16 protein-coding genes are annotated in these 14,287 nt (G+C 53.4%); 1 reads left to right on the forward strand and 15 read right to left on the reverse strand.

Annotated features, from left to right (window positions below):
• Positions 1-51: 51 nt before the first annotated feature.
• Complete coding sequence (locus H8730_RS03545; RefSeq protein WP_177717580.1) at positions 52-330, forward strand: helix-turn-helix domain-containing protein; 279 nt, start codon at positions 52-54, stop codon at positions 328-330.
• 122 nt (positions 331-452) lie between these two features.
• On the opposite strand, the gene H8730_RS03550 is transcribed toward H8730_RS03545, so the two are convergent.
• The 15 genes from H8730_RS03550 to H8730_RS03620 all read right to left on the reverse strand — a co-directional run bounded on the left by H8730_RS03550 (position 453) and on the right by H8730_RS03620 (position 14,256).
• Positions 453-3,869, reverse strand: a complete 3,417-nt coding sequence (locus H8730_RS03550) for a glycosyl hydrolase (RefSeq protein ID WP_177717578.1) — start codon at positions 3,867-3,869, stop codon at positions 453-455.
• Positions 3,870-4,120: 251 nt separating this feature from the next.
• Positions 4,121-4,687, reverse strand: coding sequence for an SGNH/GDSL hydrolase family protein (locus tag H8730_RS03555; protein ID WP_177717576.1), 567 nt, complete (start codon positions 4,685-4,687; stop codon positions 4,121-4,123).
• A 126-nt stretch (positions 4,688-4,813) separates the two neighbouring features.
• Positions 4,814-5,155 (reverse strand): helix-turn-helix domain-containing protein, encoded by a 342-nt coding sequence (locus tag H8730_RS03560; RefSeq protein ID WP_177717574.1) that lies wholly within the window; start codon positions 5,153-5,155, stop codon positions 4,814-4,816.
• A 238-nt stretch (positions 5,156-5,393) separates the two neighbouring features.
• A complete protein-coding gene (locus H8730_RS03565) occupies positions 5,394-5,945 on the reverse strand; it encodes a BMC domain-containing protein (RefSeq protein WP_177717572.1) in 552 nt (183 codons plus the stop codon).
• Between the two features lie 15 nt (positions 5,946-5,960).
• On the reverse strand, positions 5,961-6,239 hold the full coding sequence (locus tag H8730_RS03570) for a EutN/CcmL family microcompartment protein (protein WP_177717586.1): 279 nt from the start codon (positions 6,237-6,239) through the stop codon (positions 5,961-5,963).
• A 65-nt stretch (positions 6,240-6,304) separates the two neighbouring features.
• Positions 6,305-6,955, reverse strand: a complete 651-nt coding sequence (locus H8730_RS03575) for a phosphate propanoyltransferase (RefSeq protein WP_177717570.1) — start codon at positions 6,953-6,955, stop codon at positions 6,305-6,307.
• Between the two features lie 79 nt (positions 6,956-7,034).
• Positions 7,035-7,307 carry a propanediol utilization microcompartment protein PduA gene (gene pduA, locus H8730_RS03580; RefSeq protein WP_177717278.1) on the reverse strand — a complete coding sequence of 91 codons (273 nt, stop codon included), beginning with the start codon at positions 7,305-7,307 and terminating at the stop codon, positions 7,035-7,037.
• A 19-nt stretch (positions 7,308-7,326) separates the two neighbouring features.
• Positions 7,327-7,623, reverse strand: a complete 297-nt coding sequence (locus H8730_RS03585; protein ID WP_177717281.1) for a BMC domain-containing protein — start codon at positions 7,621-7,623, stop codon at positions 7,327-7,329.
• A 49-nt stretch (positions 7,624-7,672) separates the two neighbouring features.
• Positions 7,673-7,948 carry a BMC domain-containing protein gene (locus tag H8730_RS03590; RefSeq protein WP_177717284.1) on the reverse strand — a complete coding sequence of 92 codons (276 nt, stop codon included), beginning with the start codon at positions 7,946-7,948 and terminating at the stop codon, positions 7,673-7,675.
• A gap of 114 nt (positions 7,949-8,062) precedes the next feature.
• Positions 8,063-8,410: a BMC domain-containing protein gene (locus tag H8730_RS03595; RefSeq protein ID WP_177717287.1), complete on the reverse strand. Its 348-nt coding sequence runs from the start codon at positions 8,408-8,410 to the stop codon at positions 8,063-8,065.
• A gap of 11 nt (positions 8,411-8,421) precedes the next feature.
• Complete coding sequence (locus tag H8730_RS03600; protein WP_177717289.1) at positions 8,422-9,642, reverse strand: zinc-dependent alcohol dehydrogenase; 1,221 nt, start codon at positions 9,640-9,642, stop codon at positions 8,422-8,424.
• A gap of 17 nt (positions 9,643-9,659) precedes the next feature.
• Positions 9,660-11,066, reverse strand: coding sequence for an aldehyde dehydrogenase family protein (locus H8730_RS03605; RefSeq protein WP_177717292.1), 1,407 nt, complete (start codon positions 11,064-11,066; stop codon positions 9,660-9,662).
• 17 nt (positions 11,067-11,083) lie between these two features.
• A complete protein-coding gene (locus tag H8730_RS17830) occupies positions 11,084-12,112 on the reverse strand; it encodes a cob(I)yrinic acid a,c-diamide adenosyltransferase (RefSeq protein WP_249289386.1) in 1,029 nt (342 codons plus the stop codon).
• Entirely contained in the window at positions 12,105-12,440 is a 336-nt protein-coding gene (locus H8730_RS03615; protein ID WP_177717297.1) for a glycerol dehydratase reactivase beta/small subunit family protein, read from the reverse strand. Before H8730_RS03615 ends, H8730_RS17830 begins: the two co-directional genes overlap by 8 nt.
• On the reverse strand, positions 12,433-14,256 hold the full coding sequence (locus tag H8730_RS03620) for a diol dehydratase reactivase subunit alpha (protein WP_177717301.1): 1,824 nt from the start codon (positions 14,254-14,256) through the stop codon (positions 12,433-12,435). Before H8730_RS03620 ends, H8730_RS03615 begins: the two co-directional genes overlap by 8 nt.
• Positions 14,257-14,287 lie beyond the last annotated feature (31 nt).

Raw genomic sequence — 14,287 nt, forward strand, 5'->3', positions numbered from 1 at the left:
GATAAGTGTAGGACAATAGGTTTATCATATATTTAGAAAGGTAGGTGAATTATGGCACAAAAGTCCACAGGGCAATTCAAGAATAGGGATCGCTTCATCGAAATAGGATTAGCTATTGCCTATTTTCGCAAGCTGAAAGGCATGACGCAACAGCAACTTGCAGATTTGGCCATGGTCAGCCGGTCACATATCAGTTCTATCGAAGCGCCTAATATCGTTCGTCCCTTTTCACTGGAAATCCTTTTTAATATCGCAGATGCTTTGGAGATGGATGCAACAGATTTGTTAAATTTTCCTGTTAATACAAAAAGGGTTGGGACGAGAGACTAGCTATGGTACGTAATATAAAAGAATCGAGCGTATTCGTGTACGCTCGGTTCTTTTGTAATTCCTCGCCTCCTCACGGGCTCTCTCAAACCGAGAAGTCTGTCATATTGAGGGTCCTACCCTTTTTAGGGGCGTTCCTCCGCAATCCAGAGCTTCACTTTGCCCAAAAGCCCCGACCGAATCCCCGTCTTATAGGGCGTGGGCGTAAATTCAAATTGGTTTCCCAATGTATTGTAAACCTCGATCTCAAGGCGATTGTCCCCTTTTTGGAGCCAAGGCCCGATGGAGAAGGTCCAGGGCGCCGCTACCCTTGTTCCTGCATACTGGCCGTTGACATAGACGCTAGCCGAGGAGACAACCTCACCAAGGTCCAGCAGTACCTCCTGGCTGCCCGAGTCTAGATGCACTGTCTTCCGGTACCAGGCTCCGCCTGAATATGCCTTTAATCCGCTGATTCGCGACCAATCGCCCTCATGGATGCGCCCTACTCCACAGGTTACGGCAACCGCCTCCTCCAGCGCCGCACCAGCGTAATGCCCCTTTTCCACGCGAATAAAGAGATGAACCTCTGTCGCGTCCGGCTTTGGCGACTCAATTAGGATTCTCTGACTCTCGCCGTCGGACATAACGTTGGCCCTCTCACCGCCGATATAGGCGATTACCGCTCCTTGAGCGCGCAGCTTCATAGACTCTGTTGCTGGCGGAGCGTCGAAGCGGAGATGGACATACTGCCCCTCATACCGTCCTCCAAAAGCATCAAGGGGAAGGATGTGTGGATTTCGATACCACCGCATGGCGAGGGGATATGGGGTGGGCTGCAGTGCCGCCTCCGGGGACGTGGCAAAGAGCAGATACGTTCGCCCACAGTCCAGGTACGCCGCGACAACAGGATTCCTCCCTTTCATCAGCGGGATCGAATGGCAGTCCCCCTTGTACTCAATCCCATTGACGTAAAGCCGGTCTGGTTTCATGGAATCCGTAAGCAGATAGGCATCCTGATCCCGGTCGCTGAGAACAGTGGTATAGAAGACTCTCCCGACTCCCTCTTCATATGGTTTATATTGGGGATCCATATGCGAACGCTTTGACTCTAGCCGTCCCACGGTCAGATACGCGTCTGTTACCTTCCCTTTCAGTCCATGGTATCCCTGATGGCCCGGCTCCTGTTCGAGCCCATATCGCATGGACATCTCGTAAGGCGCAAATCCCTCCGTTATCCCCTGTGCCGCTCTCTCCGCCGTCTGCTGCCATTGCTCTTGTGTCTGAAAAGGACCAGCGGCCAGATAGTACGGTCCAAAAGAAGACCGGACACTTCTCTCACATGGAACCGCAGAGGGAACCGGCTCTCCAACCATACCCAGATCCTCAAATTCCTTTACAAGCACGCCCACAACCGGCTCTTGAACCGGCAATTCAAAATCCCCCCATCGATTGTCCAGCGATGGCTTCACTTCAAATTCCCAGACATCATCCTCCAACGGAATCTCTTCAACAGGCTCCAGTGACTGAAACTCTTCCTCCGCCGCCTCCTCGCTAAACACAATGATGGGGAATTCTGTATCCCACACCGGCATGGTGATGTAAGTTCCCTCCGGGCACGGTTCCCCTTTTAGGGCGTAGCTCTTCCCATCCTGACAATTCCAAAACGAGGGCTTTCCAAAGGCGCGGTATAGACAGCGCGTCCCCTTGGGGATTCCATAGCTCATAAACACATCCATCCCGTCAATCCGGCGATGGAGTGTATAGTATTCGGCTGTCTGCTCTGGAACGATATCCGCTTGGACAAGAGAGCGAATCCGATTCACCGCTTCCTCTGGCGGCACGATGATTCCGCCTGTAAGCCGAAATTCTTCCTCCAGCCCCTCCAGCGCAAGATCGCTAAAGATCGGAAAATCGCCAACGCAAATCACTTTTCCTCCGGCTTGGGCGAAGGCGCACAGCTTTTGGATGGTCTCCCCGCGTATGGTCCGCATATTGGGAATGACAACCACCGAATACGATTCCCCCGCGATCTGGAGTGCGCCGCCAGCGATCTCAGCCCTTCGAAGGGATTCAAAATCCAGATAATCCAAATCAATACCGGAAGAATACAGAGACTCTCCCATGGAGAATGCGGTCTCAACAGCCACCTCCCCCTCGATGCCTCCCTCCATGGCCGCAACCGGATATAAAATCGCCACCGGAGCGCAGTGGACTCCCTGACTTAAAAGATAACTCATGCGTTCTACCGCAGCCAGGAGCTGCTTCATATCCTTCCAATAGGGAACCCTGACACAATTACACGGAGGCGCCCATTCCCACCAGCTTCCATGGGTGGAATAGTAAAAGCCGTGTAAGGACAAAAGGGTATGCCCCATGACAAAATTCCGCGCCAGCGCGTCCGCTAGATCCTGGGAGGATGTGCCCCATCCACTGCTGTGAAATCCCTCCAGCCACACGCGAGGACGCTGATACAGGTGGGCGATGGAACTGGCCACTTTGTTTTTGATGATATCCGACTCAAGCATAGGTTGATCACATCCGGGCCCCTGGTTGTACTTTTGCGTCCGAAAATAATCGCCAAACTCCGTGACATCCTTGCCTCTTCCCCCGTGGTCACAGCCGTACACCATGCCACGCTCTTCGTGCCACCTATAGACTTTCTGGAAGTAGTTTTCCTCCTCCAGCTGCACGATCACGTCATAATAATCCAGCCGAGTCTTGATGAAGCCTTGGTCCGCCTGCCGAAAAAGCTGATAGAGCACAGGCCGGATATCATACCCTTTCCGCCGCTGAAACTCCTCTGCAAATAGATCATTCCACAGATTGCCCCGGATTCGGAACTCCAGTTCATCCGAAAAAAAGAAATTCAACCCCTTCCCGCACTCCCCGGGAAAATGTTCTTCAAATGGGTGGAAAAACTTTGCAATCACCTGATTGCCCGCCTCTGGATGCATGGGATCCAAAGATTTCTCCTTTCTCACGCGGTACACCAACACCAGTTCTCCATCGCGATCCGGACAATAGGTAAAAATCCCTGAAGACAGCTCCCTCAGCAGATCTGCGGCTTTTTCTTGTCGATGCAAAAAGACGGCACAGAGCAGATCTTCACAGGCGCATAGCCCAGAGAGATTGATCTCAGCTGGAATACCCGCTTTCATCTCCACGGAATGAATCTGCAACATGCATCCCGTCATATCTGGATGTTCCTCTAAAATCCAATCTGTAAAATATCCCTGCCCCGGTATCCCAAGGGTATAGTCGCTGAGACTGACGGCAATGCCTCGCTTTTTTGCCTCCTGCATAAACCATCCAAATAGTTCCCACCACGCATCGGAGAATAGATCCGGTTCATTTCGCATGGTTAAACCGTATATCAACCCGCCCTTATCGGTATGGCAATAGTTAACCTGCAACCCGCTGATATGATGGTCCTTGACCTGATCCAAATGGTAGAGAAGCTTATCCCGGTCTAAGGGATCTCCAACCCACCAGTAAAAGGGAACGGTTCCATATCCTGACGGCGGAGTTGAAAAAAATTGTTTGATTTGGTAGTCGCTCATTGCTACTCCTTTCGCATGCTCTTCAAATCCTCTCGCCTATGGCAATAGACTCCATCCAAATCTATAAAAAACCTCCGGTTCTTCGGATCTAGGTCCGCCTCACGGCGAACTCTCCTTTAGGATGAAATAGCGGTACAAGCATGTCTGAACAACACTTTGTACCGCTATGAACTCATCTATGTGCAACACCGTGAAAGGATCGATGGGAATTTTCACTTCCAGTAGCGCCCCCCGGACTGGGGAATTGATGGTTACATCAGATTTTTTTCCTTTGCGAGAGCGGTGATGGCGTCCATTACCTGCTTCGCGCAGGCCTGGATCCCGGCTTCGCTTAGATGAATCTGATCCTCACATATGTATTCCTCCACCTTTGGCAGAACAAGGGAGAAAAGATCATTGATCCGAACGCCCTCTCGGATCAGCTCCTGACAGACGGTCTGGTTATAGAGACGTATGCGGTTCTGATCGTGGCCCCACATCTTTGGGGAGGGCGGAGTCGTGGTTGCAAAAATAATATTGGGCGTAATCCTCTTCAGAAGCCGAGCGATCCTGACCATGGTTTCCACATACGTATCAAGAGGGGTAAACGCACCATCGCCGAACAGATCGCACGTATCCCACAGGCCATTATTCCAGTGGATAATATCGCTGCCGGCCAGTCCCTCCTTCCATTCATGCAGACCGCGCAGCGTATACGCAGCGAACCGGCAGTTCTCATCTGGACGGAAGACCGTAAATTGATTTTGCAGCGTCTCCTCGACAACCGGCCCATAGTTGTTAAACATGATTGAATCACCCAAAAGTGAGAGCTTCGCCATATAGAATCCTCCTGGTATCGGAATTATGCAATGCGTGTCTATTATACTGCGCTATAAATACTTTGTCAATTTATTATAGCGGGGTTGCGGAAAAAATTCCATCGGTTCGAGGGGAAATTCAGATTTTTATAGCGTCTTATCCTGATTCGTCTGAATCAGCTTCTCATACTTTTCGATGACCTTGTTCAAATCTCGGAACAATCTAGCGCCATACATATCCATGGGATTGCCCCCAGTCCGATGCGTCGTCCGGCCGCAAAGGTAGTCGATGGTGACTCTGTAAAAATCGGCCAATGCCGTCAGCTTTTGAACATCGGGGGTTCTAGTCTCTCTTTCGTAATTGGAATAGGCGCCCGCCTCGACTCCGATGGCGTTGGCAACCTCCTCCTGGGTTAGGCCCTGCTCATCCCGGAGTTCCTTCAGTCTCTTTCCAAGATTCTCTACTTTCTTCTCTCCATCTGTTGCCATTTTATCGCCCTCCTATCAACATATCGTCGAATACTACTGTACCATATTTCAGGGCTGAAATCTGTCAAGGCGACAATTTGTATTATGATTTAAACAGAATGTCAATTTTAAAGTAAAATTTGTAGTAATCCGCAATTTTTTACATTATTTCCCATTTTCTAAAAAAATAGCCCATACTCAGCAGTATGAACCACTTTTTCATGTTCTATTCCATCCAGGCCGAAACCCCCGGAACTTCTCAGCCGAGAATCGACTCCCACAGCTTCTGGTCCGGATTGGGGATCAGCGATGTGTCGATCAATTTTTCCTTCACCCGGCTGTCCTTAACCGCAGCTTCAACCGATGCCTGGACTGCCGCGACCTCTCCTGTAAACAGAACGTAGGCTTTGCCACCCAGCTCTCTCGCCAATCCAACTTTTACAACATCGGATTGCGCTGCTTTTGCCCCTTGATCTGCGGCAACCAATGCGGAGGGCACGGACCACGTCTCGACAACGCCCATGGCCTCAACTTCTTGGAAGCGATATTCGCCTTTCAGTGCGGAAAACACATGGTCATGAGGATTTCCCAGCAAGAAACTATCCACGAGAAAGTCCCCATACTCGCGCCGCCCCCGCTCTAAGGAAGCCGTCACGGCGGCAATCCCGCCTTGTATGAGAACGATAAACTTTCCAGGACAAATAGGCTTCGCAATCACCAGTTCAACCTCTGCGGTCTTGACCATTGTATCCGCCGCGGAAAATCCTTTTGCGATGGACTTCAGCTCCAACATCCCTAGCGCACGTAACACGTAAGCCTACCTCCATTATGATTCTCGAATATAAATCTCGTCCGGATTGTCGACAATGCCCACGATTGCTGCATCCACCGATGCATTCAACGCGGAGGCTTCCATCCGCGCTGCACTGCCGAGGGCAACCAGCACCAAATCCCCAATTCCGGCGCCCGTCTGGTCAACCGCCACGAGGCGGCGATGTCCATCCTTCATCTGGTCGAGTGTCTCCACAATCATAAATTTGTTTCCGATCAGATTACTATTTTTTCTTGTCGCCACCACGGTTCCGATCACCTTTGCTATAAGCACTTCCATCACCTCCGGCCATATGGGTCCACCATCTTGCTAACCAAATGTCATCCCAAAAATGGGAGTCAAACAATAACCGGCAGCTTAGAGCCATTGGCAATTCCAAGGCCGTTCGCCTCATCGGTATCGATATGCATTTCCGTTGTAAAGCTCTTGTCGACGCGGACTGGAACCTCTTCCAGCAGTCCCCCTCTGGCGCCTGGAGCCTGCACAGAGACCACCTGTTTATCATGGACGCCGAACGCCGCGGCATCCTCCGGCGACATGTGAATATGTCGTTTTGCCACGATACAGCCTTCCTTAAGCGATACGGCTCCCTTAGGTCCCACGATGACGATCGGCGCGGATCCCTTCAAATCTCCAGATAGGCGCACCGGGGCCTTCACGCCGAGCCGGATACAATCCGTGGCGGATACCTCCACCTGGGTCTGACTCCTCAGGGGCCCCAACACGCGGACATTTTCGATGGGGCGCAGTTTCAGCCCGATGATCGTGACGGTCTCCTTGGCGGCAAACTGACCACCCATCAGCTCCTTCATAGGAGTCAGCTCTGAACCTGCGCCAAACAGAATATCCATATGTTCCCGGCAGAGATGAAGGTGACGGGCTGACACGCCGACCTTGACGGATCTCTCCTCGCCGGCCGCCGTGGGCTGGCCCTTTAACTGTTCCAGAATCTGTGCTACGACCGCATTTACGATTGCTTCATTGTTCAATAGACTCACCTTCTTTGCAGATTCACGGACGCCTCCGAGGCCGGGGGCGTCCGCTGTCCATTCTAACGCCTTCTACTGATTAGTCCAAAGTCGGAAGAATTTTCTCTACATCGCTGTGAGGTCTGGGGATGACATGTACGGCAATAATCTCGCCCAGGTTCTGCGCTGCATTTGCGCCGGCTTCTGTGGCGGCTTTGACAGCTCCCACATCCCCGCGGATCATGACCGATACCAGTCCCGATCCGATCTTCTCGGTTCCAATCAGGACTACATTTGCCGCCTTGACCATGGCATCTGCCGCCTCAATCGCTGCTACCAAACCTCTTGTCTCAACCATTCCTAATGCTTCCATTGTGTGATCCTCCTTATTTTTAGTCGTCAAAAGTGAAATGATATTTACTTGCACTGATTTCAATCTGTTTCATAACCTCCGGGTGCGGATTAGGGATAACCGCAGCGGCAGCGTACTTTCGTATGGTGCCCGCCTTGGCTGCCTCGATGGCCGCCGTGACGGCGGAAACCTCGCCCTGGATGACGATGGTTACAAGCCATCCCCCTAACTTTTTCTCCCAGGTTAGAAACTTGACATTGGCGGTCTTTAACATGATGTCTGTGGCCGCCAACGCGGGTACGTATCCTTGAAGCTCAAACAATCCTATGGCTTGCATCTTCCTCATCCTTTCCTTTCGATGCCTGTACAAGCAGACAAGAAAAAGATCAGTCTAAGGTGGGAAGAATCTTCTCTATGTCAGCGTGGGGTCTGGGAATGACGTGAACCGCTACCAGCTCGCCCAGACGGCTGGCGGAATTTCCTCCAACTTCCGTAGCCGCCTTCACCGCCGCTACATCGCCGCGAACCATAACGGACACAAGTCCCGATCCAATCTTCTCGGTCCCGATCAATACCACATCTGCCGCCTTGACCATGGCGTCAGCCGCTTCGATCGCCGCGACGAGACCTCTCGTTTCCACCATTCCTAATGCTTCCTGCATCGCAAAAATCCTCCTTTGGGAATTTCGTTTTGATTATACATGATTTTGTCACATTCTGCAACTATTGGTTCCACATTTGCTTTGGGTTCTTTCTCCCCTGTCCAATACCGGTTGTCAGAACCGCTCCTTCGCCGGCGCCTCGCCGGGAGGCGCTGCTTTTCCTAAACAGCTGATCCGCAACATATCCTCCGTATTTTCATCCGGTCTGGGTATGATGTATTTGGAGTACACGCCTGTCTGCGCCATCGCTGCCGCCTCTGCCGCTTCCATGGCGGACTCCACATCCGCCACAGACCCCCGGAACTTAATGCAAACCAGCAATGGCACCGGAAGCGCATCCGCATTGGCCGGTTTGTTCTTATCCATGGCTTCGATGGTGACATTGCCAGCTTTACAGCCCGCATCCGCCGCCACCATGGCACAGACAAGTCCAAACACTTCCAACATTCCCACTGCTTCCATGTGCAATCTCCTCAATTTTTATTGATATAGGCGATCTTGATGCCCAGCTGTTTCATATTGGTATCCATAGCCTCATTCATCTGATCCAGGCTGTACTCATGGGTGATCAGCTCCTCGATTGGCAGCCCGATTCCAACAGCCCTGCGGAGGAAATCAAAGGTAATCGGGTAGTCGCTGACCTTGTATGTCCAGGATCCCACCATGGTGATCTCCTTTTTGCAGATGTCGTGATGGGGATTGATGCTACAGCATCCGTTGTCAACAAAGAATCCGATCTCCGCCAAACCGCCGCCTCTCTTGACAAACTTCCACACGTTGGAGGCCGCCGCAGGCACGCCTGTACACTGGAAGGCGAAATCCGCTCCCCGCCCGCTTGTGAGTTCCTTTAGGCGGCGAACCTGCTCGTCCAGATCCTTGTAATTTTTAAAGTTCATGGTGTATTTCGCGCCAAACCGCTTTGCCATCTGCAAGCGTTTCTCATCCCCGTCGATGGCGATGATGTTCTCAACGCCCATGGTCCGGATGACAGCCAGCAACATCAGTCCGATGGGACCCAAGCCTTGAATGGCTACGTTAGAATTGAAGGTCAGCAGACCCGTTGACTTAGCGCGCTCTACAGCGTGAACCACAACCGCTGCAGGCTCGATCAGGAGCCGCAGTTTCAGGCTCATGTCGTTGACTTTAAAAAATGTGGAACCTTTGCGGATGACCAGGTATTCACTGAACCAACCGTTAAAGTGATAATGATCGTCCTCCGGCATTAAGCCGTAAATTCCAGAATTCTCGCACAGATTATCCTTTTCCCTCATATTCAGGCAGGCATCACATTTGCCACAGGGGATCGTACAGGTGACGATCTTGTCTCCCAACGCGAGAGGCTTTCCGGTCGTATCCTGCGTAATGTTCTTTCCCATCTTGACAATCTGTCCGCTTCCCTCGTGTCCAAGGACAACGGGAATCAGCCCAAAGGGATCATTTTTGTACTCATGGACATCGGTACCGCAGATGCCACATCCTTCAACCTTGACTAACATTTCATCGTCGCCAATCTCCGGAATGTCAAATTCCTTCACCTCAATCTTTCGAAGGTCCGTCATCATGGCAACCTTTGCTCTCTTCGGTATCGAAAAGCTCTGGGGGGCTGTCTGCTTCCTGCCATCCGGCTTCTGATCCCCCATCTGGGACAGAACCTGCTGGACAATCTTTTCAATGTCCACTTGATTAATATCCATCTATATCCTCTCCTTTCTCATCGAATGCAAAGCGCATCGGTCATAACACAGCGTCTGGATTTTGTAAATGTCTTGGCAGAGGTCAATCCTTCGCCGGTCCGGCTGGCGATGGTGAAGGTCGGGAATCCTTCGCCGCCAAACCCGAGGGCCGCATAGGATGGACCATTCTTGACAAAGATCGCGGTGTCGATCATCTGGCCAAACTGTGTCAAGTGATCCACGTTTTTGGAGTGCATATGGGCGGAATGGCGGTTCCCGTGTTCCAGGCGAACTCCCATTTCCATAGCTGACTGCGCATCCTTGGCCCGAACGATCCCCAGGATCGGCATCATCAGTTCCGTCTGCACTAGGATATGTTCCTCTTCCGCCTCAAAAATGATACACTTAACGCTGGCGTCGGCGTCAATCCCCAGCGCATTCAGGAATTTGTAGGCGTCGCGTCCCACCCAGTCGCGGGATACGATCTGCTTGCCCTTCTTGTTCGTAGTCAAAACCATCTCCGCCAGCTTGTCGATGAGCGCTTTGTCCGTGAGCCGGTAGGCTCCGCACTGCTCCATGTAAAACATCAATTCGTCCGCCACTTTATCCACAACGACAACCTCTTTTTCTGCGATACAGGGAAGATTGTTGTCCAGGGTGGCGCCGTTGATGATGTCCTCCGCCGCTTTGCGGATGTCAGCTGTCTCGTCCACGACCACGGGCGGATTTCCGGCTCCAGCGCCGATGGCGCGTTTTCCTGTGGAGAGAACCGCCGTCACAACGCCTGGCCCCCCAGTGGCGACTAAGAGCGGGATCACCGGACTTTTATACATGATGTCTGCTGTCTCCAGCGTGGGCTTCCGAACCGTCGTCGCAATATTGGCTGGCCCCCCCGCCGCTATAGAAGCCTGGTTGACAAGCTGCACAGCAAAGCTGGAGACGCCGATGGCACTGGGATGCGGGTTGAAGACGACACTGTTGCCGGCCGCCAGCATCCCGATAGAATTGCAGAGCACTGTCTCACTGGGATTGGTGGAAGGGGTAATGGCGCCGATGACGCCGAAAGGGCCTTGCTCCACCAAAGTCAGTCCCCTGTCTCCAGACCAGGCGATAGTGGAGAGATCCTCCGTTCCCGGTGTCTTTTCCGCAACCAGCTGATGTTTGATGATCTTGTGGCCTATGTTTCCCATTCCCGTTTCCGCCACGCCCATCTCCGCCAGCTTCTGTAGATTCTCCATGGTCAGCTTTCGTATATTGGCAATGATTTTCTCACGGAATTCCAAAGGCATCCTTCGGATTTCCTTTTGTGCCCGAGCGCTGGCGGCAATGGCGTCTTCCATTTTGTCGTACACGCCCGTCTCTTCTTGTTGCGAAGGAGTCAAGTCACCCATCCGCGCTAACACACTGCGGACGAGCTCCTGCAACTCTTTTTCTGATACAGCCAAGGGTATTCCTCCTTTTGCTAGGCTAATTCACCTTGCGGATAAACTTGATTGAACAGCTGCTCTCCGATTTCGGCCATTCTCGTGTCGTTCTCGGCGGAGGAGCCGCTGACGCCAAGCCCTCCTATCACCGCCCCTTCCCCCATGAGGGGGACGCCGCCGCCGAAAATGACGATCTTCCCGTCGTTGGTGTTTTGCAGGCCATACAGACTTCCTCCTGGCTTGCAGAGCTCTTCCAACTCCTTTGTCGGCATTTTGAGAGAGACCGCTGTAAATGCTTTATTGACTGCGATATCATAGCTGGCGATGAAGGCGCCGTCCATAACGTGGACTGCTATGGGGCGGCCTGATGCGTCAGCCACCGCCATGACCAGCTTAAGGCCCTGGCGGAGCGCCTCCTCTTCCAGCTCCTCCAATAGCCGTTTTGCCTGTGCCAGTGACACTGACCGGCCGCGCTCCATCGCCACCGCCTCCTTATCCCTGTTCTGTGGCGGCCGTTTCTGAATACCGGCTGCCACCTGTCTGGCAATTCCCTCCCGAAAATCTAGATATCTTGCCATGGCATACACATAATCCGATAGCCGGTTCATATACCGCTGATGCACCGCCAAAGGCAGCCCTGCTTTTCCGAGAGAGCGCTCCGCTCTTCTTGCAATGGTCCTGGCCACGTCCAGATTTGCAGAGGCGACCGTTCCGCCGGGCAGCACAAATGTGTGAAGTTGGGAGAAACAAGGGGAATATTGATCGATTCTGGCCTCCATCGCTTCAATGGAAGCCGCCGTGATCCCATGGCCGGAGCGGGGCGCGCCCGCCAATTCTCCCATGAGGGTGATCAGTTCTCTCTGTAAGGTCTCGATCTGTTCCAGAAGATCCGACTCCCCAGGTGGCAGATTCGCTTTGGCCAATCCCAGCTGGCTCGTCAGCTCATCGAGATTCCCTAGAACCTCCAGCGTGCCGTGAGATTTGGGGACTCGCCGTCCATTTCCCAGGGACGTCTGGCCCCCATCCCCTCTTTTTGTATAGATGCTGGCATCCGCCACTTCATTCACCTGCCTTCAACGGAGTTCCTTTTACATACCGGGCCGCATCGGCCCCCAATTGGCGGGCTTGATCCCGGGTCTTGATTTCTATGTGGAGCAGAGGATTGAAGCGGTGCAAGGCCTCGACCCATATCATAGCCTGCCCGCCGTATACCCCCACGCCAACCCCCAACGGGGAAGCCCTCGAAGCGCCTTGGGCCAGAGCGCCGGCATCGCCGGTATCGGCCTGCGTGGCGCGCATCCACACGCCCTCTTCCTCCGCGCCCGCCTGCATTTCCTCGATCCAATCGGTTCGCGGGTCCCGGCTCCACACTTCGATGCTTGGCCGGTTACCCATGGCGCGTCCCTCCGTCCGCGTAGGACATCACCAGCCCAGTGGCCACCGCATTCCGCGGCCCGCACGCTCCCCGTATATTTCCTCGTCCAGCTGTTATGCCGTACCTGGACAATTCCTGTAGAATCATAGCCGGAATTTCAAAATCCAGAGCGCAGCCGCCAACCATGACGATGCTCTTGATCTCTCGCAGATTCTCTGTGATTTCTCGCAGCGCTCGCACTGCGTTGGTGACAAATATCTTTTTCTTGATGTCGCGGCGCACGGCGATGATCTTTTCCATGCCCGCCCTGGACTCCACCGGCAGATAGCCGTCTTCATCCAAAATGATGACTTTTCCATACAACTTAGGCGGTAAAGGTTCCTCGAAGAATCGCACCAACCCATCCTCCGTTCGGATATGGAACATACTTTCCACCTTTGCCAGAGGGTGAGTCTTGATCCTCTCCGCCAGCCCTCGGTTCTCTAACCCCAGCTCGCTGTCAATCAGGAGGGTCGCCAGTTGGCCTGCCCCCGCCAGGTGGATACTTTTTACAACCCCCTCCGGGCTCAGCAGCGCTGCGTCCGTTGACCCGCCGCCCATATCCAAAATAACCAATGGCAAGCCAGCTCCCGGTGTGGTCAGAGCGCCAAGGGAGGCCATAACAGCTTCTACACCGGCAACTTCCACATAAATGCCCGTCTCGCTGGAAAGTGCCTTCGCAACGTTTCGCATGGGTAGAGCGTCGGTCTTCACCATAGCGGCAATTCCCACGGCGTTTTCCATGCTGACTTCTCCTGCCAGTGCGCCTTCAACGCTGACGGGTATGGTTGTATCCACAGCCAGCACGTCCTTGACCGCAATACTGTGTTGGGATATACCCTCGCTGACATCCTTCATGGAGCGGATCATACCGTCGATCATGGCTCCCACATGGGTTCCCTCCTCACCGGTCACGCTGATGAGAGGTGCGACCTCCGAGAGCCGGGCCATAATCGCCTCCGCTCCGGCGTCTACCGGGATCTGAACCGTTCCCCGCTCCCCCACCGCAGTCAGTGCGCCGGCTTGAATCGTCTTTGCGCGGACTTCGCCGCCAGTTCGAATGACAACAGCCGAGCGATTGCCCATCAGACTCTTAGCGATGGGGACTACACTCTTTGTCTCATCCGCGTTTAGGTGGAAAATGGAAGCCATTCCGTATGGATTGGACAGGGTTTGAATGGTCTGTCCATCCGGCGCCACTTCAACAGCGCCCTTCTTTCCCTCCGGAATCTTCTCAATGGCTTTCACCTCATCCACAAATGGGATCTTCTCCTTCAGCCGGTTATAGATCAAAACCCCTTCATCCCGCTGGACGATTCCTCCCGCGATGGTATAGCCGGAAGCCGCCGCTTCATTGATCCGCTCCGCCGCCTCCTCGTAGGATAGGCTTTGGGGTATCAACACCAGGTACGCTTCGCCCTTGGGCTTTTCCTGGAGTGTCTCCAGCCCCGCAGTGATTCCCACCGCTAGGCCGGCTCCCGCTGGCGTATCGGGATTGTGCCCGATCATGGCCGACTGCGTGATCACAGTCTCCGTAATGGTCTCCATGGCTGTATCGCCCATGACGGGCGCGGCCTCATTGATTCGAATCACCGCTATGTCCTGCACTTGGATTCCCGCCGCCTCCGCCGCTTGCTCCAGCGCAACCCGGACACCCTTCGCATTGGCCGGCGTCCCCTTCATTCCCGTGGTGGCAACCATGGCTTCCGACAGAAATCGAAATCCATTGTCCGAGATTGCCCCGAGGCAAACTTCCGTCGTCGAGTTCCCGATATCAGCCCCCGCAATGATCTTCATCGCATCCTCCCAATAAGCAGCCATCGCTGGT

It is taken from the genome of Bianquea renquensis (assembly GCF_014384895.1).
In the GTDB taxonomy this organism is placed as follows: domain Bacteria; phylum Bacillota; class Clostridia; order Lachnospirales; family Bianqueaceae; genus Bianquea; species Bianquea renquensis.